Origin of the sequence: Alteromonas sp. CNT1-28, from assembly GCF_022348345.1 — a bacterium.
GTDB lineage: Bacteria > Pseudomonadota > Gammaproteobacteria > Enterobacterales > Alteromonadaceae > Alteromonas > Alteromonas macleodii.
In genome coordinates this window covers 21,543-43,240 of sequence record NZ_JAKREZ010000033.1, presented here as the reverse complement: position 1 = coordinate 43,240, position 21,698 = coordinate 21,543, and the positions used below count along the sequence as shown (strand labels likewise).

The window sequence follows — 21,698 nt, the reverse complement described above, 5'->3', positions numbered from 1 at the left end:
CAATGCTTAGTATCAAGAATTTACATGCCAGCGTGGAAGAGAAAAACATCATTAAAGGTCTTAACCTTGAAGTTAAACCTGGTGAAGTACACGCTATCATGGGCCCCAACGGTGCCGGTAAAAGTACACTAGGCTACGTCCTATCTGGTCGTGATGGTTACGAAGTAAGCGAAGGCGAAGCCACGCTTAACGGTAAAGACCTATTAGAGCTTGAAGTAGAAGAGCGTGCCCGTGAAGGCCTTTTCCTTGCGTTCCAGTACCCAGTTGAAATTCCTGGCGTAAGCAATATGGAATTCATGAAAGAGTCAGTTAACGCTATGCGCGAACAGCGCGGCGAAGCGCCTTTAACGGCGGCTGAGTTTTTAAAGAAAGCAAAAGAAGCGTGCAAGCAGGTACAGCTTCCATTGGATTTCTTGAAGCGCGGTGTAAACGAAGGTTTCTCTGGTGGTGAGAAGAAGCGTAACGAAATCATGCAAATGATTTTGCTAGAGCCAAAACTTTGTATTCTTGATGAATCAGACTCTGGCCTTGACGTTGACGCACTTCAGGTTGTTGCCGATGGCGTTAACAGCCAGCGCGACGGTGAGCGTAGCTTCATTGTTGTTACCCACTACCAGCGCCTTCTAGACTACATCAAGCCTGACTTTGTTCACATTCTTGCCGATGGCAAAATCGTGAAAAGCGGTGACGCGTCACTTGCGCTAGAAGTAGAGAAGAGCGGATACGCATTCCTAGGTAAAGCGTACGAGGAGGCTGAAGCATGAGTCAATGGCTAGAACAGGTCATTGATGCGGCGCAAATCTCCGATTACCTAGCGCCCGTGCGTCAGCAGGCCTTAGAAAAGTTAAAAGCCGATGGTTGGCCAGCCCGTAGAAACGAAAGCTGGCGTTTTACGCCGCTAACACCCGTTGAAAAGCGTGAAGCTAAGCAAGCGGTTCAGGCAGACAGTTTACCGGTACCCGCTATCGATAACCTAAATGCTGTCGACCTTGTATTTGTAGACGGTGTCTTGGTCACGCAGGTTAACACGCTAGATGTGCCAGCGGGCATGAGCATCACGTCGCTTAATAATAATGATACTGCCACGCAGCAAGCGATCAGCAGTGTATACGGTCAAGTTAAGCCAACCCGTCATATGTTTGGCCTAGTTAACGATGCGCTGTGCCAACACGGTATATTTATTAATGTTGAAGCAGGCGCGAAAATCGGCACGCCAGTGCGCATCGTGAACATGGCGTCGCAAAATGTTGATGCTCATACGCGTGTGGTGGTGAAGGTCGCTGAAGGCGCAAGCGCTACGGTTATCGAGCAAGGTTTTGGCGATACTGAAAGTTTAACCACAGCGTTTGCTGAATATGACCTTGCTGATGATGCACATCTAGAACACTATCGTTTTGCTATGTTTACTGGCAAAGCTAAGCAATTAGGCGGCAGCCACTTCAAACTTCATAACCGCACCACGCTTAACAGCACCATGGTGGGCTATGGAAGTGAGCTTTCCCGTTTAGATGTAGACATCCATCACGCCGGCGAATTTGCCAATGCGAAAATGAATGCCATTTATCTTCTGGCGGAAGGCGAGTTATTTGACCTTCACTCCACCATTGAGCACGCGATGCCTAATGGCACAACAGAAGAAAACGCGCGTGGGATTGTAGGCGATAAAGCACGTGCTGTGTTTAATGGTCGCATTCATATTCATCGTGACGCGCAAAAGACATTGGCTGAACTTAATAACCGCAACTTGTTGCTATCTCGCCGTGGCGTTATCAACACCAAGCCTGAGCTTGAAATTTATGCTGATGACGTAAAATGTGCTCACGGTGCAACGGTTGCTGAAATTGAAGAAGAAGCCTTGTATTACATGCTTACTCGCGGCGTTTCTCGCAGTAAAGCACTGGTAATGCTCAACTTTGGCTTCATTCAAGAGCTTATAAATGACGTGCCTAATGCAGCAGTCCGTGAATGGCTAGCACCAATTTTAAGTGAGCGCTTCGCCCAAATGGAGGTGAAATGAGCTTAGACGTTGCAGCACTTCGTGCCCAGTTTCCTATTTTATCTAAAACGGTAGACGGCAAGCCGTTGGTCTACCTAGATAATGCGGCAACAACACAAAAACCTCAGGCCGTTATCGACGCCTTAGTAGATTTTTACACGGGGACGAATGCAAACGTGCACCGCGGTGCGCACCACTTATCAGATGAAGCCACGCGCCGTTACGAAAATGCACGTACCAGCGTTGCAAAGTTCATTAATGCGAAAGCGCGTGAAGAAGTTATTTGGACGTCGGGCACCACAGAAGCCATCAATATAGTCGCCAATGGTCTTGGACAGCTACTAAGCGAAGGTGACGAAGTGATGGTGACTGAGCTTGAGCACCACGCAAACTTGGTTACTTGGCAACAAGCGTGTCGCCGCTCTGGTGCAACGCTAAATGTGGTGCCTATTTTTGACAGCGGAGAGTTAGACGTAGACGCTTTCGATAGACTGCTGTCTGAAAACACTAAGCTAGTGGCGTTTCCTCACGTATCGAATGCACTAGGTACGGTGAACCCAATTAAACTGCTTACTGAAAAAGCGAAAGCGGTAGGCGCATGGGTGCTGGTTGATGGCGCACAAGGCATTGCTCATGGCGGTGTTGACGTACAAAAGATTGGCTGTGATTTTTATGCATTTTCAGGCCACAAGCTATTCGGTCCAACAGGCATTGGCTGTCTGTGGGGCAAAAAAGAGGTGCTAGAAACCTGGCCTGTTTGGCAGGTAGGCGGCGAGATGATCAAAGACGTGACCTACCATGAAGCCACATGGGGGGCGTTGCCAAATCGCTTAGAAGCTGGCACGCCAAACATCGCAGGTGCCATTGGTATGGGCGCTGCAGTAGATTGGTTTAGTGCCCTTGATGTCAATGCTTTGCATGAACATGAACAAAAGCTGCTTGCCTATGCTACCGAGCAGGCCGAAGCGTTTGACGGTATGCGGATAATCGGTACAGCACCTAACAAGGTAGGCGTGCTGAGCTTTCTACTGGAAGGTGCGCACCCGGCGGACGTGGGTTTCATTCTTGATAGACAAGGCGTTGCGATCCGTACCGGTGATAACTGTGCACAGCCGCTAATGAAGCGCTTTGGAATTCCGGGCACTGCCCGTGCGTCGTTCTCAATTTACAATACGCTTGAAGAAGTAGACAGCCTATTTGCTGCGCTTAAAAAAGCAAAAATGATGTTGGCCTAAGGAGGCATTATGAGTGTTGAAACTTTCGTACCTAGTACAAAACTCATTTCGCTAACTGACAGTGCCGTTAAGCATTTCGAAAGTAAGCTTAAAGACAAGCCTGGTCAGTTAATTCGTTTATCGACAAAAGTAAGCGGCTGTACAGGTTACGCCTATGTGCTTGATTTCGCAGATAGTGCGCAAGCCGACGACGAAATTGTTGAAATTTCGCCAGTACTTAACGTAGCCGTGGCTGCAGATGCCACCGACCTACTGCGTAATACCGAAATTGATTACGTTACAGAAGGTGTGAACGGCGTCATTAAATACAACAACCCGAACGTGGTTGATGAGTGCGGATGCGGTGAAAGCTTTAACGTTGGCTAAGTGCCACGTCAAAGGCCATCAGTGGTAGAACAAAGAGTACTAAGTAGTTTATGAAGCAAAAAATGGTGACCACCGAGCGCGACTGTAAAGCGCGCTTGGTTCCAGCGGGCAATCCTACCGTGATCCCTGAAGGCGAGTTTGTGAATATCACCCAAGAGCTCGGTGGTAACTATACGGTAACGTGGCGTGGCAACATGTACCGCATCGATGGTACTGATGCAGGTGCTATTGGCCGAAAAGCGATGACTCTGAGCTTTGACGCGCCAGAAGACGGAAACATAAGCGAACAGCAAGTGTGGGACGCGTTAGAAACTATCTTTGACCCTGAGATCCCTATCAATCTCGTATCTCTTGGTCTTATCTACAAAGTGGAAATTGATCAAGATACTAGCAGCGTCAATATTGATATGACCCTGACCGCACCAGGCTGCGGCATGGGCCCAGTATTGGTTGGCGACGTTGAATATCGCGTTGCCATGGTTCCCCATGTTAAAAACGTTAACGTAGAGCTTATATTCGACCCTGCATGGTCCCGTGATATGATGAGTGAAGAAGCACAGCTTGAAGCAGGTCTGTTCTTCTAATCATCCACACAGTGAAATTTAATCACACAATTTTTCAAACAAATTAAGCGGAAATAGCAATGCAACTACCTAGCAGTGACGAAATTATTGATGATTTAGCGTTCTTCGACGATTGGGAACAGCGTTATCAGTACATCATTGATTTAGGGAAATCTATTCCGGGCTTGCCTGAAGATGCTAAAACACCCGAGCGTTTGGTCAAAGGGTGTCAGAGCAGCGTTTGGCTGGTGGAGTCTTACGACGGCAATAAAATCAACTTTGACGTAGACAGCGATGCAGTTATCGTTCAAGGGCTGCTTGCGTTAGTACTTGCCGCTTATAATGACAAAACGCCAACAGATATTTTAGCGTTTGATATCGACGGCTATTTTGAAGCACTAGACCTAGAGCGTCATATAACGCCAACCCGCGGTAATGGCTTACGCGCCATCGTGGGTAAAATTCAAGAATTAGCAAAAGCCAACGCTTAATTTTTTAAGCGTTGGTTTCTTTAAGCCGTTTTAGGGTTTCATAGTAAAGGCAGTGGGGCAGGTGAGTCCTCGATAATTAGTTCTGTGCAAAATAATCTGTACGCTGTCATCATATTGTCATCGCCAACAGGCTAACCTTTCTCTACATTTGCGCATAAAAACAGTACTTTATATCTGATTTGATAAAGGCTCTGGTCAAGCTGCTATTTATTGCCTATAATTCGCGGCCAAAATTTTAAAGATACACACACTATTTGTTTGGAGAGAGAACATGGCTCTTGAGCGTACTTTTTCGATTATCAAGCCTGATGCGGTAGCTAAAAACGTAATCGGTGCAATTTACAACCGTTTCGAATCTGCAGGTCTTCGCATCGTGGCATCTAAGATGATCCACATGAGCAAAGAGCAAGCAGAAGGCTTCTATGCAGAACACAAAGAGCGTCCTTTCTTCGGCGCACTTGTAGACTTCATGACGTCTGGTCCTGTTATGGTTCAAGTACTAGAAGGCGAAAACGCAGTTCTAGCTAACCGTGAAATCATGGGCGCAACTAACCCAGCTGATGCAGCTGCAGGTACACTACGTTCAGACTACGCTGCGTCAATCGACGAAAACGCAGTTCACGGTTCTGACGCACCTGAGTCAGCAGCACGTGAAATTGCTTACTTCTTCTCTGAAGAAGAAATCTGCCCACGTACTCGCTAAGATTACATAGGTAGATAAACGGGGCTCTAAGGCCCCGTTTTTTGTTTCTAAGCCCTTCTGAGTGACTGAGCACGCTTTATGCTGCTTTGCTCGGCGCTCATTTAGGCGAGCTAAACCACGCTTCTCGCGCATTGCCTAAAGCGCGCTCAGTCACTCAGAAGAAAAATACACGCGTTATGCTGCTTTGCTCGGCGCTCATTTAGGCAAGCTATACCACGCTTCTCGCGCATTGCCAAACTTAACGTTTCTCTGCGTTAAATCGGCTTTTTCTCAAATCTCATCTGTGGTAAAATCCGCGCAAATTTTAATCAGCGATTTTCTTTTTCTTAAATGTCGTTCAAGACATAGTCGAATCGCTGGTTTTTACACCGTATTCAGCAGTAAGAGGGGCATCCCTCGAAGGTAAAAGGGTCATCTTATTCATGGCAAAAACTAACTTATTAAACTTAAATCGCGAAGGCTTGCGCAATTTCTTCAAAGAAATGGGCGAGAAACCGTTTCGTGCCGATCAGGTGATGAAATGGATTTACCAGCACGGTATCAGCGATTTCGAGGAAATGAGTAACCTCAATAAAAACCTTCGCGCGATGCTCATTGAAAATTGCGAAATTAAAGCGCCTGAAATTGCATACTTTCAAGAAGCGAGCGACGGCACTATTAAGTTTGCACTTACCCTTGAAGGTGGTCAGGAAGTTGAATCTGTTTGGATCCCAGAAACTGACCGTGCAACGCTTTGCGTGTCATCACAGGTAGGTTGCGCGCTAGAGTGTACTTTCTGTTCAACCGCGCAACAGGGGTTCAACCGTAACCTAAGCGTGAGTGAAATTATTGGTCAGGTATGGCGTGTAGCTACTTTCCTTGGTCTTTCAAAAGACTCAAGCAAACGCCCTATCACTAACGTAGTAATGATGGGCATGGGTGAGCCACTGCTTAACCTTAAAAACGTTGTACCAGCAATGGATATTATGCTGGATGATTTCGGTTTCGGCCTGTCTAAACGCCGCGTTACGCTAAGTACATCTGGCGTGGTTCCAGCGCTAGATATGTTGGGTGACCAAATAGACGTAGCGTTAGCTATTTCATTACACGCACCCACCGATGAGTTGCGCAACGAGATCGTGCCTATCAATAAGAAGTACAATATCGAAGCCTTCTTAGCAGGCGTACGTCGTTATCTGGCCAAATCTAAAGCGAACCAAGGCCGTGTGACGGTAGAATACGTTATGCTTTCAAACATCAATGACAGCACTGAACAAGCGCACCAGTTGGCAAAGGTATTGAAAGACACACCTAGTAAAATAAACTTAATACCATTTAACCCTTACCCGGGTTCGCCTTATACATGTTCAAGCAATTCGCGTATTGATAGATTCGCAAAAGTGCTTATGGAATATGGGTTTACAACCGTTGTGCGTAAAACGCGAGGTGATGATATCGACGCAGCATGCGGTCAATTAGTGGGTGATGTGGTAGACAGAACGAAAAGAATGTTAAAAAAACAGGTGAAGGGCGAAGCAATTTCAGTAAAAATGGCCCAATAATCATTAAGATATTAGGGTAAGACTATGGTTGCGGGATTGCGAACTTCACTTAAAATTGGCTTTTTAAGCGCGATTATTTTCACTTCTGGCTGTGTCAGTAATAGCCAGTCAGGGTTGTATGGCGGTAACTTCGATCACGAAGAAGCCGCCAAAACACGCATGTCTCTTGGTCTTACCTACCTTCAAAATAACAACTACACGCAGGCAAAAAAGAACCTCGACAAAGCGCTTGAGTTTAATCCACGCTCTGCAGACGTTCAGTTCGCTATGGCATATTACTATCAGCTGGTGGGCGATAACCTTCGAGCGGAAGAGTACTATGAAACTGCTATCGACCTAGCGCCTAACAATGGCGATATTGCCAACAGTTATGGCGCGTTTAAGTGCCAAAACGGCGAATACGAAAAAGCCAAAGCGTATTTCTTTGATGCTATAAATAACAGGCTTTACGCTAACGCAGCGCAAACCTACGAGAACTTGGCATTGTGCGCGCAAAGTCAAGGTAAGCTAGATGAAGCGATCGGCTATTTTCAAGACGCATTAAAACATCAGCCTGCCCGGGGCAAAAGTCTGTTCTTACTCAGTGAACTTTACACGGTTTCAGAACAATGGGAACTTGCTGAATCTACGTTACGAAAATACGAACGTGTTGCCAAAGTTACGCCTGATTCATTGTGGTTAGCTTATGAAATAGCCAAAGGGAAAGGGGACCTAGAGACTGCAAAGGGGTATGGCGAAATGATGATGTCATTGTTCCCTGAAAGTGAGCTTACTAAACGTTACTTAGTGCAACGTGAAAGTATGCAAAACAGAGTGGTTAAAACCGTCAAATCTACACAGCCAAACGATTCTGAAACACAAATAAGCGAAAACCAAACAAATACCGACGGGCTTACACAAACATCATCAAACGATAAAGAAAATGAAAAGAGCGTCGCCCAAGACAACGACGCTCAGCGTCAATCTCAGAGCAATAACTCCGACAACGCTCCTACAGCCACAGCTAACACACCGGAAAAAGTACAAAATACTGAATTATCTGTGCAAAGTGATAAATTCCATGTAGTAAAAGAAGGTGAAAACTTATATCGTATTTCTTTATTGCACAATATCAAAATGGCAACACTGCAAGAGTGGAATAACCTTGAAAAAACTGGCGCTATTATTGCTGGTCAGACGCTTTGGTTAGTACCACCGAGTATGCAGGAGGAATAAGGTTTAATGGTGTCGGAAGAAAAAGCGAATCAAGAAGTTACTTCGCAACAACAAGAAAACACGCCAAGTCCAGGGGCAATGCTAAAAGCGCGCCGTGAAACGCTAGGTTTGTCTCAACAAGATATTGCTGATAAATTATTTTTGAAAGCTAAACAAATCAATGATTTAGAAAATGATGTCATTGATGAAAAGTCTTCGGTGACTTTTACAAAAGGATACGTGAGAAATTATGCCAAGCAATTAGGCATGAATTCTCAAGAAGTTATAGAGGCGTTCGAACGCTTCCACAATCAAACATCTGTACCGTCTTCCGAGAAATTACAGAGCTTTTCAAAGCGTGTCGCAAAACAGACACACGATGACAGGTGGATGATGGTAACTTATGTTATTTTACTTCTTATCATTGCCGCCGTTGTCGTGTGGTGGTATCAACAGCCTAGTGACGACACGGTAGCTGAACTGCCACTTAGTGAGGCTGTTAAGCGAGAAGCCGCTAATACGCCTGTCCCATCTGCGGGCACAGATACCGACAATGTAACTTCTGACGCCTCGTCGTCGCAGGGTGATACGGCTGGAAACAATCAGCTAGACACGGGCGTGAGCAATAGTTCAAACTCAGAAACCAGCGGTGCGTTCAGCGACCAAGATAGCGGTTTTAACCAAGACGGTAGCTTGAATGATGGTGCAATCTCAGCACCCGATACAGAGGTGAATGATAGCAATAACCTAACCGCTCTGGTTGATTCTGCGAATAGTAACGAACCCCAACCCAACCTTAATGTGAATAGTCAGTCTGATGCAGCGCCAATTGCTATGGTTTTCACTTTCGACGATGACTGTTGGGTTAATATTAAAGACGCGTCTGGAGAAGCTATTGCCTATGGGGTAAAGCTAAAAGGACGAGTTATGGAAATTCAAGGCGTTCCTCCTGTTGAAGTTACGCTCGGTGCACCGGATAATGTGCGCATATCAGTTAACGGCGAGTCTGTTGATATTTCTTCATACCAAAACGGTAAAACAGCTCGCTTCGCACTTCCTTTATAGGTAATTAGATGTTTGCAGAAAGCCCTATTAAGCGCAGAAAGTCTACGCGTATTAATGTAGGTAACGTCCCTATTGGTGATGGCGCTCCCATTGCTGTTCAATCTATGACGAATACGCGGACCACAGATGTGGCAGCGACCGTCGATCAAATAAACCGTATTGTTGCAGTGGGTGGCGAGATCGTTCGAGTATCTGTGCCCACGATGGAAGCGGCTGAAGCATTCAAAGAAATTAAAAAGCAGGTGAGTGTGCCACTCGTTGCAGACATTCATTTTGACTACCGTATCGCACTTAAGGTTGCTGAATACGGCGTAGATTGTCTGCGCATTAACCCAGGTAACATAGGTAATATGGAGCGTGTGCGCTCTGTGGTCGATTGTGCAAAAGACAAAAATATTCCTATCCGCATTGGTGTGAACGGTGGCTCGTTAGAAAAAGACTTACAAGAGAAGTACGGTGAGCCAACGCCAGAAGCGCTGGTTGAATCTGCAATGCGTCATGTGGATATTCTCGACAAACTTAACTTTGATCAATTCAAAGTCAGCGTTAAAGCGTCAGATGTTTTCTTAGCTGTTGGCGCCTATCGTTTATTGGCACAAAAAATAGACCAGCCGCTTCACTTAGGTATTACCGAAGCCGGTGGTCAGCGCGCCGGCGCTGTGAAGAGTGCAGTTGGCTTAGGTATGCTATTGGCTGAAGGTATTGGTGATACGTTGCGCGTATCGTTAGCCGCTGACCCGGTGGAAGAAATTAAGGTCGGCTTTGATATTCTAAAGTCACTGCGAATTCGTTCGCGCGGTATAAACTTTATTGCTTGCCCGAGTTGTTCACGACAAGAGTTCGATGTAATCGGCACAGTGAATGCTCTTGAGCAGCGATTGGAAGATATTCTTACGCCAATGGATGTCTCTATCATCGGTTGCGTGGTTAACGGCCCAGGTGAAGCAGAAGTATCTGATTTGGGCCTTACTGGCGCACGTAACATGAGCGGCCTTTACGAAGACGGTAAGCGCGTTAAAGAACGTCTTCCTAACGACGATCTTGTGGATAAGCTTGAAGCTAAGATTCGCGCCAAAGCATCGCGTATGAGTGAACAAAATAAAATTCAGGTCTCGGTTAAAGACTGAGACATTTTTTGTTCATTGTTGTTTATTCCCAAAGCCCCTATAATGCGGGGCTTTTCACTATTTAGCAGTATGAGAATTTCACGTGGCTAAGACTATTCAGGCAATTCGAGGCATGAATGACTGCCTACCGGAGATTTCCGGTACATGGCAGAAGGTAGAATCTGTACTTCGTCAGGTTGTGGCGAGTTATGGTTACCAAGAAATACGTACTCCCATCGTTGAAAGCACCGACTTGTTCAAGCGCTCTATCGGTGAAGTTACCGATATCGTTGAAAAAGAAATGTATACCTTCGAAGATAGAAATGGCGACAGCTTAACGCTGCGTCCAGAAGGTACGGCAAGTTGCGTGCGCGCAGGAAACGAGCACGGCTTATTATACAACCAGCAGCAACGCCTGTGGTACATGGGGCCGATGTTCCGTCATGAACGTCCACAAAAAGGGCGTTATCGCCAGTTCCATCAGTTCGGTGTAGAGACCTACGGTATGGACGGTCCTGACATCGACTTAGAAGTGATTCTTCTTAGTGCACGCTTTTGGAAAGCTTTTGGTATTGAGCAACACGTCAAACTTCAAATAAATACGTTAGGTTCAAATGAAGCGCGTGCTGCATATCGCGATACGCTGGTTGATTTCCTAAAACAGCGTGCAGACCAACTCGACGAAGATTCACTGCGACGACTTGAAACGAATCCACTTCGTGTACTCGATTCAAAGAACCCTGATGTTCAAGCTGCGATTGCCGATGCGCCAGCGCTAATCGATCATCTTGATGAAGAATCTAAAGTACATTTTGAAACCTTGTGTTCGCGCTTAACGCAAGCAGGTATTGAGTTTGAAATTAATCCTCGTCTAGTGCGCGGATTAGATTACTACAACCGTACCGTGTTTGAGTGGGTAACAGACAGCCTGGGAGCCCAGGGTACAGTGTGTGCCGGTGGTCGATACGATGGTTTGGTAGAGCAACTCGGGGGCAAAGCAACGCCTGCGGTTGGTTTTGCTATGGGCATTGAACGTTTGGTACTGTTGCTAACCACGTTAACCGAAGAAGGTCAGGACTCAAGTTTCGCAGACGTTTACGTAACGGCGATGGGCGAAGAGGCACAGTCATACGCTATTGAGGTAGCAGAACATCTTCGAAATACGCTTCCTAATACACGCATAATGATGCACTGTGGCGGCGGCAACTTTAAAAAACAACTAAAGCGTGCAGATAAAACAGGTGCACGTTTAGCGCTGCTTTTAGGTAATGACGAAATGCAGTCTCGCGAAGTAGGTGTTAAACCACTACGCGATGGTCAAGAACAAGTTACAGTCAGCTTCGATACCTTATCTGATAAGGTTGCAGAGATGCTGAGCGCAAAATAAAAAGAGGACATCATGGAACAGTTCGCAACAGAAGAACAACAAGTAGAAGCGATTAAACGTTTTTGGAAAGAGCACGGTACTGCAATTATTGTGGGTGCAGCGCTTGGTCTAGGTGGCCTTTGGGGCTGGAGAGCGTATTCAGAAGCGCAAATTGAAACTAAAGAAGCGGCATCGGTTGCCTATCAAAATGCCGTAGAAACATTCGGTACAGAAGGCAGCGACGCAAAAGTTAAAGCTTTTATCGAAGAGAACAAAGACAGTGGTTATGCGAGCATTGCCAGCCTTCTTGCTGCTAAGCAAGCGGTAGATGCCGGTGATTTAGACGCTGCAGCTTCTCACCTAAATAGCGTAGTAACCTTTGCCGAAAATGATGAATTGAAAGTGCTTGCCTCACTTCGTTTGTCGCGTGTGCAAATTGAAATGAACCAGCTGGACGCGGCGTTGTCTACGCTTAGCAATGTAACAAACGACGCATTTGCAGCAGAAGTTTCTGAATTAAAAGGCGATGTGTATCAAAAACAAGGCAAGTTTGATGATGCTCGCTTAGCTTATTCAAATGCGTTAGAAAAAAATGCCAACAATCCGCTTTTACAAATGAAGTTAGATAACCTATCGGTATCTGCTGCGCAATAAGCGAAAGCCTTAGGGCTGGTATAAATAATAAAGAGGTACGCAATTTGTTTCACAACACGTGTGGCCGTAAAGGTCGATTTGCTCGCACGATAGGTATGGCACTCGCGGTGTCTATCACAATGTCTGGCTGCTCAACTATTTCAGACTGGTTTGCAGATGACGAAGAATTAGAGATTCGTCGTTTAAAGCCTATTGAGGCTAAATTCACACCTAAATTAGTGTGGGATCGCGATATTGGTGATGGCGTTAATCATTACTTCTCTCGTCTTCGCCCTGTTTATGCCTATGACAAGCTTTATGCTGCCGATCGCCATGGCGCCGTTGTCGCGATGGCCCCTGAGTCGGGTAAGGTGTTGTGGGAGAAAGATTTCGCACAGTTTCGCTCTGAGGGCATGCTAAGCTCAGTCACTAATTTGTGGCGTAGCGGTGAGACTGCACGTATTGGTGGTATCGCCGTAGCAGACAGACACGTATTCATTGGTACAGAAAACGGCTATGTAGCTGCAATGGATGCAGAAACCGGAGAGTTGGTTTGGGATGCGTCTGTTCCCGGTGAGATTTTAGCGGCTCCGGCAGCTGATGAAGGTATCTTAGTGGTTAACACGGGTGCTGGTAGCTTATTTGGTTTTAATACCCGCACTGGTGAACAGTTGTGGAGACACGAAGGTGATACTCCTCCGCTAACATTACGTGGTATTTCTGGCCCAATCGCATCTAACGGTGGTGCTATCATCGGCACACCTACAGGTAAGATTCAGGTTAATCTTATCGAAACAGGTGTACTTGCGTGGGAAACGGTAATTGCAACGCCTTCTGGTGCAACAGAGTTAGAGCGTATTGTTGATATCGACACAACGCCTGTTTTATTTGGCGGCACGGTTTACACGGTTTCTTACAATGGAACATTAGCTGCTGTAGAGTTACGTTCAGGTCGTGTAATTTGGAAACGTGAATATGCATCGTTTCGCAATTTGAATATCGACGGCAATAAAATTTTTGTTGTAGACAACAACTCTAACGTTTATGCCCTTGATAGACGAAACGGCGTAGAGCTTTGGTCTCAAGGTTCACTCAAGCATCGCTCATTAACGGCTGCTACTCCAGTAGGCGATCATGTGGTTGTTGGTGACAACTGGGGCTTTCTACACTGGATTGAACAAGAAACAGGTGAAGTTGTTGCACGCCTAGATGTTGGCGGCGATGACGAAGATGATTCAATCTATGCTGCGCCGTTGAAGGTTGATGATAAGATTATAGCGGTAACACGTAATGGCGTAATAGCGTCGGTGCAAGTTCCAAAGTAACAGGAACGTTTCGCTAATATTTAAACAGAAAAGGTGCTTAAAGCGCCTTTTTTTATACCCCGCGGTTTTTCGGGCCTAAACTTGGCAATTATCAATGGGTAGACGGTTTCTCTTCGTGTTATTGAACGCCATTGGTATTAGGTAGTGAACAAGGTATAATGCGCCCATTCTCAAAAGCCTCATAGTAATTCACCTCTCGTTAGAGAATACAGCTCCCGAACGTTAGTTGTAATAGATGGTGTATGCGGCTTGTGCTTTTTTAGCTTTCATGACCCCTAGGATCTGATAAATGTTACCCGTTGTTGCTTTGGTTGGCCGCCCTAATGTTGGTAAGTCAACCTTGTTTAATCGCCTTACAAATACCCGTGATGCACTAGTTGCTGACTATCCGGGGCTAACTCGCGACCGTAAATACGGCCAAGCGAAATTTGAAAAGCGCCAGTTCATAGTAGTGGATACCGGCGGTATTACGGGCGATGAAGAGGGCATTGATGCTGAAATGGCACAACAGTCTTTGTTAGCTATAGAAGAGGCTGATGTCGTATTGTTTTTGGTTGACGCCAGAGCAGGTATGCTGCCAGCCGACCAAGGTATTGCTGATCATCTTCGACGCATAAACAAAAAAGTGTTTGTTGTGGCGAACAAGGTTGATGGAATTGACGGCGATAGCGAAAGTGCGGAATTTTACTCCTTAGGCTTAGGTGATATTAAGCAAATTGCTGCGGCGCACGGTCGCGGTGTTAGCCAATTGCTGCAGGACGCCTTAAAGCCACTTGAATCTGATTTCCCGGACATGGAAATTGTCGATGAGGAGCCTGAAGAAGAAGAGGATGCTGAAACGCAGCGTCAACGCCTTCAAGAGTTACCTATCAAACTTGCTATCGTAGGTAAGCCCAACGTGGGTAAGTCGACACTGACAAACCGCATTTTAGGTGAAGAGCGCGTGGTGGTATTTGACATGCCAGGCACCACCCGTGACAGCGTGTACATTCCAATGGAAAGGGATGAGCGTGAATATATCCTAATCGATACCGCGGGCGTGAGAAAGCGCAAGAAAATTAGTGAAGCCGTAGAGAAGTTCTCTATTGTTAAAACTCTTCAGGCAATTGAAGAAGCTAACGTAGTGCTATTGGTTATTGATGCCAGAGAAGGTATTACCGACCAAGATCTTAGCCTATTAGGCTTTGTGCTTAATTCAGGTCGTTCATTAGTAGTTGCCGTGAACAAATGGGACGGATTAAGTACTGACGTGAAAGACGACATAAAGCGCGAGATGGACCGTCGTTTAGGCTTTATCGACTTCGCTCGAATTCATTTTATTTCTGCGCTTCATGGTTCGGGTGTTGGTAATTTATTTGAGTCTGTACAAGAAGCGTATATGAGCGCGACCAAGCGTATTAATACCGCGCTGCTTACACAAATTATGGAAATGGCTCAGGATGACCATCAACCTCCGCTGGTGCGTGGTCGCCGAGTTAAAATGAAGTATGCTCACGCAGGTGGTTACAACCCACCGGTTATTGTTATTCACGGTAATCAAGTGGATGACTTACCAAGCTCTTATAAGCGTTTCTTGATGAACTATTTCAGAAAAGCGCTAGAAATTATGGGTACGCCTATCAAGATAGAATTCAGAGAAGGCAACAACCCGTTTGAAGGTAAAAAGGCTAATTTGACCTTGGCGCAGCAGCGCAAGCGCCGTCGTATGATGTCTTATTACAAAGATAAAAAGTAGCCTTTTTAAGGATTGGGCGCTATTTCTGACCAAGTGGCGATAGCGTCCATGCTTTTACATTACTCAATTTCCCCACTATTGTGGCATGATGAAATCCCCAATTAGACTCGCTTTAGCGTGAATTGCATTTTGCCAGTCGTATTCAACTCTACGGTTTTCTTGATTTAATCTGCTAGGTCATTATTACACTTAGATTGTATTCTTTTCCTGCTATTCCCACTTTCTCTTTGTTCACACATTCAGTCATTTATAGGTACGTACCTTTGAATTCGGGAGGTTACCACGAATGTGAAATTTGGAGCTGTTTTTGCAGACACTACCTGTTTAGCAGACAGCCAGCAGCGTTTTGGGAGATAAAGTGTCAGTAGAAAAATTGGTTAAAGTCGCCTCACCACTTCAAAAAAATCAAATGTATAACTGGTTTGATAGGTATAAACCAAAAGAGCAGCAAAAAGTATATATTCTCACCGCCAAAACAGAAGAAAAGCCAACGTTGAGTTTGCCGCTAGTTAAACGACGTTCTGCGAAAAAAGCTTAACGCGCGCTTTCCAAAAGCAGAGAGCGAACCTTTTTCATCATTTCAGACTCTTGCGGAACTTCTATGTTAACAATCAACTGATTGACAATATTGTCTGAAAAGTCAGGAGGAAAAGTCGTAGACACTTTTACGATTTTATCTTGTAGCTTAAAGACATAGGTTGTCGCGTAAATTGTTGGTGATGTTTCGGATGCCGCGCTCAGCCCCAATCTCCATCCTCTTAATGCGCTGTTAACCTTATAGCGTGAGGCTGGACTGATTTGAGACAAAGTTAACTGCTGTAAATCGGCTGTAGCACTAGCTCTTTGCAGATCACTTTCTAGTTGCTTAGGAAGTAGCTCGTTTTCATCTAAAGAAAGCTGATCTAAAAAAGGGTATACGGTGACATCAACGAGCGCATCTTCAAACTCAGGGTGTACATAGCGAGTAATTGCACCGTTAAACGGGTCTGGGTACAACTGAGTATCTAATTTAGTGAAGTCGCCAATGGCGCTTGGTACCTGTAATCCACCTTTATAGTCGCTGGCTTCTAGCGCGTCGAACAAAAACTGGCTGGTAAATAATCCAGTATGTTTGGCATGTTGAATCCAGCGGGCAATCAACGATTGCGCTTCTTCTTCGGCTAAAGCGGTTTCCGTTTTCACATCTTTGTTCTCAACGGCACTTGCATCAAATGAAGATGAATCAATTTCTATCCCTCGCCATTGTAGTGTGAATTCTGCAAATTGTTTTGCGTGCTGTCGATGCATGCCAGGCGCTGCGCCAACGTTAGCAATCAATAGTTCGTAGTCGTTTCCTTCGCCATAAGGGAACAAATGACTGAATTCTCCTGATTCGCTTAGAAGTTTAATAAAGCTGTCGGGCGAAATAGCATCTTCAAAACACAAGTTAGTGGATTGTGAAGCATTAGCTTCGCTTAATGCTCGCTGGGCTCCACAAGCCCTGAGTAACGTCTCGCTTGGGTAGGTAGAAAAAACAGAGACAGGTTGATTGACCATAGAAGCAAAGGTGAAGTCAGGCACTAATAACAGAACAAAAACGCACAAAGGTGTTAAAATTTTTGGTACAGCGAACCGCAGTGACTTTAGGCTCCAAAATGCACAGGCCCGCTGGTAAATACTGGAAAAGGAAAACGCGTTTACTTGAACGGGCATAATACTAAAGGCTACCTATTGCCGCTGAATGTTTGTCACTGTACTGGTTATTTCACCGTCAGTCACCCGAGATTTTATCTCATCACCTACATTTACTTTATTCACGCTATTAATGGCTGTTTTGTCGGACAAAGTAATGCTGTAACCACGGGCGAGCGTTGAAAGAGGACTTACGGATTGTAAGAGGCTAACTTTACCACCAAGTTCATTTTTTTTGCTTCTAATGAGTGTATTCATGCTTGATAAGAGCTTAGTGCTAGCATAGTTTAATTTGTCTTTTGCACGCGCCACGTTTGCTGATGGCGATTGTTTGTTTAGCCTGTAATCAAGACCTTGTAATTGCTTCTCTGCTTTTGCCAAGTCGTTTTGCATCTTATGCGCTAAGCGAAGTTGTAATCTGTCTAACGTTTGCCACTGCGATTGAATGCGGCTTTGTGGATGCAACGCATTTAACCGTTGTTTCTTTAAAACAAGCTGTTGTTTACTCGTTTGAAGGTACTGATGTATTGCCCTTGCTAAGCGTTGCTTTTGCTGACTTAGCGTTTGGTAAAGAGCGGCAGAATCCTGACTTAAGATTTCGGCAGCAGCAGATGGGGTAGGGGCGCGAACATCAGCGACGAAGTCACTAATGGTGAAGTCTACCTCATGGCCTACGGCGCTAACTATGGGCAAAGCACTTGCAGCGACTTCTCTTGCCAAGATTTCATCATTAAAACACCACAAGTCTTCTAATGAACCTCCGCCTCGCGTAAGTAACAGCACATCCACTTCTGCGCGGCGGTTGGCCGTTCTTAACGCATTAATTAACTGTAAAGGTGCGGTTTCACCCTGAACCATCGACGGATAAACAATGATTTCGGTTTGTGGGCTGCGTCGTTTTAATACACTTAATACATCGTGAAGCGCTGCACCGCTTGATGAAGTTATTACGCCGATGCGATTGATACGCTCAGGTAGCGCACGCTTGTTAGCAGTATCGAACAAGCCTTCATTGTTGAGTTTGAACTTTAAGGCTTCGAACGCTTGCTTAAGCGCACCTTCGCCATCGCTTTCCATGTGTTCGACAACCAGTTGATAGTCGCCGCGTGTTTCGTAAAGGCCTACCGACGCTCGCACTAAAATTTTGTCGCCTTCTTTAGGGCGAATGCGAACATTGCGGTTTGATCCCTTGAACATGGCCGCGCGAACTTGGGCTTTGTTGTCTTTCAGCGTGAAATACCAATGCCCTGATGCGGCTGCCACAAAGTTGGATATTTCGGCAGATAGCCAAATAAGGCCAATTTCGCCTTCCAGTACGGTTCTGGCTAAGCGATTTAGCTTGGTAACTGTTAAAATTTGTCGAGACGTAGATGGCGAATTTGTAAACATAAAAAAAATCACTGGGTTTAATACATTTAGAGTTTACCTGAAAACTAAAAAACACTACAATTGCGCCGCAATTAACCCTCAACTGAATAGGTGTTGTTGCATGCTACGTATCATCCAAGAAGCCCTGACGTTCGACGATGTGTTGCTGGTTCCCGGCCACTCGACCGTCCTCCCTCACACAGCCAACTTACAAACACGCCTTACGCGTGGCGTAACGTTAAATATTCCAATGGTGTCTGCTGCCATGGACACGGTTTCTGAAGCCCGTCTAGCTATTGCGCTAGCCCAAGAGGGTGGTATTGGTTTCATTCATAAAAACATGAAGCCCGAAGAGCAAGCCAAACACGTACGTGAAGTTAAGAAATACGAAAGTGGTGTGGTATCTGACCCGGTAACGGTTGAAGAGAATGCGACCATTGGTGAAGTTATCGCGCTTTCTAAGCGTCTTGGTTACTCTGGCTTCCCGGTGACTGACAAAGATAATAACCTAATTGGTATTGTGACAGGCCGCGATCTTCGCTTTGAAAAGCGTTTGAATTTGCCTATTAGAAACGTAATGACCGGTAAGGATGATCTGGTTACCGTTAAAGAAGGTGCAAGCTCTGATGTGGTGTTAGACCTTATGCACGAACACCGCATTGAGAAAATTCTTGTCGTCGACGACGCGTTTAAGCTAACAGGCCTGATCACTGTTAAAGACTTCCAGAAAGCAGAAAACAAGCCTAACGCATGTAAAGACTCGCTTGGTCGCCTACGTGTTGGTGCTGCGGTAAGCGTTGGCCCAGGTACTGACGAACGTATTGCACTACTTGTAGATGCAGGCGTTGACGTTCTACTTATCGATACCTCTCACGGTCACTCGCAAGGTGTTATTGACCGCGTGAAAAAGGTACGTGCAGACTATCCAGATGTACAAATTATTGCTGGTAACGTTGCGACGGGCGATGGCGCGAAAGCACTTGCCGATGCCGGCGTAGATGCTGTTAAAGTGGGTATTGGCCCTGGTTCAATTTGTACTACCCGTATCGTAACCGGTTGCGGTGTGCCTCAAATTACTGCGGTATCAGATGCAGTAGAAGCGCTTAAAGATACTGACATTCCAGTAATCGCTGACGGCGGTATTCGTTTTTCGGGTGACATTGCTAAGGCGTTGGCGGCTGGCGCAAGCTGCGTAATGGTTGGCAGCATGCTAGCAGGTACTGAAGAAGCGCCAGGCGAAGTAGAACTTTTCCAAGGCCGTTATTACAAGTCATATCGCGGTATGGGTTCACTAGGCGCTATGGATCAAAGCCACGGTTCGTCAGACCGTTACTTCCAAGATTCTGATAACGCTGAGAAACTTGTACCAGAAGGTATTGAAGGTCGTGTAGCGTACAAAGGTCCAATTGCTAATATTATCCATCAGCAAATGGGCGGCTTGCGCTCAGCCATGGGCTTAACGGGCTGCGCAACGATTGAAGAGCTCAATACCAAGGCACAATTTGTGCGCGTAACTTCAGCCGGAATGGGCGAGAGCCACGTGCACGATGTAAGCATTACCAAAGAAGCGCCAAATTACCGTTTAGGTTAAGGCGACCGACGACTGCGAGGCTGGTACTACACCAGCCTTTGTTCTTTTATTTAACGGGTAAAAATAAAACATGACCACAAATATCCACGACCAACGCATACTTATTTTGGATTTTGGCTCGCAATACACGCAGTTGATAGCACGTCGTGTTCGCGAAATAGGCGTTTACTGTGAGCTTTGGGCTTGGGATGTGACCGAAGAGCAAATCCGCGAATTTAATCCTCAAGGGATTATTCTGTCAGGTGGCCCAGAGTCAGTAACCGAAGAAGGCTCACCACGCGCGCCCGAGTACGTATTTGAAGCCGGCGTGCCAGTGCTAGGCGTGTGCTATGGCATGCAAACCATGGCACAACAGCTAGGTGGTGGCGTACTGGGTTCAGACAAGCGTGAATTTGGTTATGCGCAAGTAGAAGTGATTAAGCCAAGCCCGCTGCTGGATAAAATTGAAGATGCGATAGGCGATAACGGCGCGGCGCTGCTTGATGTATGGATGAGCCACGGCGATAAAGTGGCAGCTATTCCCGAAGGGTTTGAAACCATCGCGCAAACCGCTTCATGCCCACATGCTGCAATGTATAACGCAGAGAAGCAATTCTATGGCGTGCAGTTCCATCCTGAAGTGACTCACACTCGCCAAGGCATGCGTTTATTAACTCATTTTGTGATGGACATCTGTAAGTGTGAAAAGCTCTGGACAGCTGGCGCAATTATAGACGATGCCATTGAGCGTATAAAAGAGAAGGTGGGCGATGAAGAAGTTATTCTTGGCCTTTCAGGCGGCGTAGATTCTTCAGTAACAGCCATGCTGCTTCACCGCGCGATAGGTGACAAACTTACTTGTGTGTTTGTAGACAATGGCCTGCTTCGCTTAAATGAAGCTGATCAGGTAATGGAAATGTTTGGTGACCATTTCGGCCTTAACATTATCCGTGTAGACGCTGAAGAGCGTTTCCTTGATCGCCTAAAAGGCATTGAAGATCCTGAGCTTAAACGTAAAGCTATTGGTAATGAGTTCGTTCGTGTATTTGACGAAGAAGCGGGTAAGCGTGAAAACGCGAAGTGGTTAGCGCAAGGTACTATTTACCCAGACGTTATTGAATCAGCGGGTTCTGCAACGGGTAAAGCGCACGTAATCAAATCGCACCACAACGTGGGTGGTCTTCCAGAAGATATGGAGCTAGGTCTTGTTGAGCCACTGCGTGAACTCTTTAAAGACGAAGTACGCAAAATCGGCCTTGAGCTAGGTTTACCGTACGACATGCTTTACCGTCACCCGTTCCCTGGTCCGGGTCTAGGTGTTCGTGTACTTGGTGAAATTAAGAAAGAATATTGCGACTTACTACGTCGTGCAGACGCTATCTTTATTGAAGAGCTATATGCAGCTGACCTATACCAAAAAGTAAGCCAAGCGTTTACCGTATTCCTTCCAGTGCGCTCAGTTGGCGTAATGGGTGATGCGCGTAAATACGACTGGGTAGTAAGCCTTCGTGCAGTAGAAACCATCGATTTCATGACAGCTCACTGGGCACATTTACCCTACGACTTCCTAGGTAAAGTGTCGAATCGTATTATCAATGAAATCGACGGCATTAGCCGCGTAGTTTACGATATTTCTGGTAAGCCACCTGCTACAATTGAGTGGGAATAAAAAAAACTCTTTTAATTCAGTGATTGGTAGGGGTATTTTAGGGGGCTGGAATGGCCTTGTGCATATGCGCAAGGCCTTGATTAACTCTGGTTCTGGCTTTT

General features: G+C 45.9%; 20 protein-coding genes. 18 read left to right on the top strand and 2 right to left on the bottom strand.

Features of this window, described 5'->3' with window-relative positions; all coding sequences use genetic code 11:
- Positions 1 to 2: 2 nt before the first annotated feature.
- From sufC to MHN02_RS17365, 16 genes are all read left to right on the top strand, one after another.
- Positions 3 to 764 (top strand): Fe-S cluster assembly ATPase SufC, encoded by a 762-nt coding sequence (gene sufC, locus MHN02_RS17440; RefSeq protein ID WP_014979831.1) that lies wholly within the window; start codon positions 3 to 5, stop codon positions 762 to 764.
- Complete coding sequence (gene sufD, locus MHN02_RS17435) at positions 761 to 2,017, top strand: Fe-S cluster assembly protein SufD (RefSeq protein ID WP_239247502.1); 1,257 nt, start codon at positions 761 to 763, stop codon at positions 2,015 to 2,017. The genes sufC and sufD overlap by 4 nt, the downstream gene beginning before the upstream one ends.
- Entirely contained in the window at positions 2,014 to 3,231 is a 1,218-nt protein-coding gene (locus MHN02_RS17430; protein ID WP_239247500.1) for a cysteine desulfurase, read from the top strand. The genes sufD and MHN02_RS17430 overlap by 4 nt, the downstream gene beginning before the upstream one ends.
- 9 nt (positions 3,232 to 3,240) lie before the next feature.
- Positions 3,241 to 3,597, top strand: coding sequence for an iron-sulfur cluster assembly accessory protein (locus MHN02_RS17425; RefSeq protein WP_014979828.1), 357 nt, complete (start codon positions 3,241 to 3,243; stop codon positions 3,595 to 3,597).
- A gap of 50 nt (positions 3,598 to 3,647) precedes the next feature.
- Positions 3,648 to 4,181 carry a putative Fe-S cluster assembly protein SufT gene (gene sufT, locus MHN02_RS17420; RefSeq protein ID WP_239247498.1) on the top strand — a complete coding sequence of 178 codons (534 nt, stop codon included), beginning with the start codon at positions 3,648 to 3,650 and terminating at the stop codon, positions 4,179 to 4,181.
- A gap of 59 nt (positions 4,182 to 4,240) precedes the next feature.
- Positions 4,241 to 4,651 carry a SufE family protein gene (locus MHN02_RS17415; RefSeq protein WP_014950170.1) on the top strand — a complete coding sequence of 137 codons (411 nt, stop codon included), beginning with the start codon at positions 4,241 to 4,243 and terminating at the stop codon, positions 4,649 to 4,651.
- 271 nt (positions 4,652 to 4,922) lie between these two features.
- Positions 4,923 to 5,354 carry a nucleoside-diphosphate kinase gene (ndk, locus tag MHN02_RS17410; protein WP_012519000.1) on the top strand — a complete coding sequence of 144 codons (432 nt, stop codon included), beginning with the start codon at positions 4,923 to 4,925 and terminating at the stop codon, positions 5,352 to 5,354.
- 422 nt (positions 5,355 to 5,776) lie between these two features.
- Entirely contained in the window at positions 5,777 to 6,895 is a 1,119-nt protein-coding gene (locus MHN02_RS17405; RefSeq protein WP_014977032.1) for a bifunctional tRNA (adenosine(37)-C2)-methyltransferase TrmG/ribosomal RNA large subunit methyltransferase RlmN, read from the top strand.
- A gap of 24 nt (positions 6,896 to 6,919) precedes the next feature.
- Complete coding sequence (pilW, locus tag MHN02_RS17400; RefSeq protein ID WP_239247497.1) at positions 6,920 to 8,110, top strand: type IV pilus biogenesis/stability protein PilW; 1,191 nt, start codon at positions 6,920 to 6,922, stop codon at positions 8,108 to 8,110.
- A gap of 6 nt (positions 8,111 to 8,116) precedes the next feature.
- Positions 8,117 to 9,154, top strand: a complete 1,038-nt coding sequence (locus tag MHN02_RS17395; protein WP_239247496.1) for a RodZ domain-containing protein — start codon at positions 8,117 to 8,119, stop codon at positions 9,152 to 9,154.
- A gap of 8 nt (positions 9,155 to 9,162) precedes the next feature.
- The gene (gene ispG / locus MHN02_RS17390; RefSeq protein ID WP_014950167.1) at positions 9,163 to 10,281 is read left to right on the top strand and encodes a flavodoxin-dependent (E)-4-hydroxy-3-methylbut-2-enyl-diphosphate synthase; all 1,119 of its coding nucleotides are present in this window, start codon (positions 9,163 to 9,165) and stop codon (positions 10,279 to 10,281) included.
- Positions 10,282 to 10,363: 82 nt separating this feature from the next.
- On the top strand, positions 10,364 to 11,647 hold the full coding sequence (hisS, locus tag MHN02_RS17385; RefSeq protein ID WP_014979825.1) for a histidine--tRNA ligase: 1,284 nt from the start codon (positions 10,364 to 10,366) through the stop codon (positions 11,645 to 11,647).
- 12 nt (positions 11,648 to 11,659) lie between these two features.
- Entirely contained in the window at positions 11,660 to 12,280 is a 621-nt protein-coding gene (locus MHN02_RS17380) for a tetratricopeptide repeat protein (RefSeq protein WP_014950165.1), read from the top strand.
- 44 nt (positions 12,281 to 12,324) lie between these two features.
- Entirely contained in the window at positions 12,325 to 13,584 is a 1,260-nt protein-coding gene (gene bamB, locus MHN02_RS17375) for an outer membrane protein assembly factor BamB (protein WP_239247495.1), read from the top strand.
- A 289-nt stretch (positions 13,585 to 13,873) separates the two neighbouring features.
- Positions 13,874 to 15,319 carry a ribosome biogenesis GTPase Der gene (gene der, locus MHN02_RS17370; RefSeq protein ID WP_014979823.1) on the top strand — a complete coding sequence of 482 codons (1,446 nt, stop codon included), beginning with the start codon at positions 13,874 to 13,876 and terminating at the stop codon, positions 15,317 to 15,319.
- A gap of 358 nt (positions 15,320 to 15,677) precedes the next feature.
- A complete protein-coding gene (locus MHN02_RS17365; protein ID WP_039218122.1) occupies positions 15,678 to 15,857 on the top strand; it encodes a hypothetical protein in 180 nt (59 codons plus the stop codon).
- Here MHN02_RS17365 and MHN02_RS17360 read toward each other — a convergent pair.
- The gene (locus MHN02_RS17360) at positions 15,854 to 17,011 is read right to left on the bottom strand and encodes a hypothetical protein (RefSeq protein ID WP_239247494.1); all 1,158 of its coding nucleotides are present in this window, start codon (positions 17,009 to 17,011) and stop codon (positions 15,854 to 15,856) included. The two genes, MHN02_RS17365 and MHN02_RS17360, sit on opposite strands and share 4 nt — an antisense overlap.
- A 15-nt stretch (positions 17,012 to 17,026) precedes the next feature.
- Positions 17,027 to 18,379 carry an exodeoxyribonuclease VII large subunit gene (gene xseA / locus MHN02_RS17355; RefSeq protein WP_014979819.1) on the bottom strand — a complete coding sequence of 451 codons (1,353 nt, stop codon included), beginning with the start codon at positions 18,377 to 18,379 and terminating at the stop codon, positions 17,027 to 17,029.
- Between the two features lie 100 nt (positions 18,380 to 18,479).
- Here xseA and guaB point away from each other — a divergent pair, with 100 nt between their 5' ends.
- Both guaB and guaA read left to right on the top strand, forming a co-directional pair.
- Positions 18,480 to 19,949, top strand: a complete 1,470-nt coding sequence (guaB, locus tag MHN02_RS17350) for an IMP dehydrogenase (protein ID WP_014950158.1) — start codon at positions 18,480 to 18,482, stop codon at positions 19,947 to 19,949.
- A 70-nt stretch (positions 19,950 to 20,019) separates the two neighbouring features.
- Positions 20,020 to 21,597, top strand: coding sequence for a glutamine-hydrolyzing GMP synthase (gene guaA, locus MHN02_RS17345; RefSeq protein WP_014950157.1), 1,578 nt, complete (start codon positions 20,020 to 20,022; stop codon positions 21,595 to 21,597).
- Positions 21,598 to 21,698: the final 101 nt, after the last annotated feature.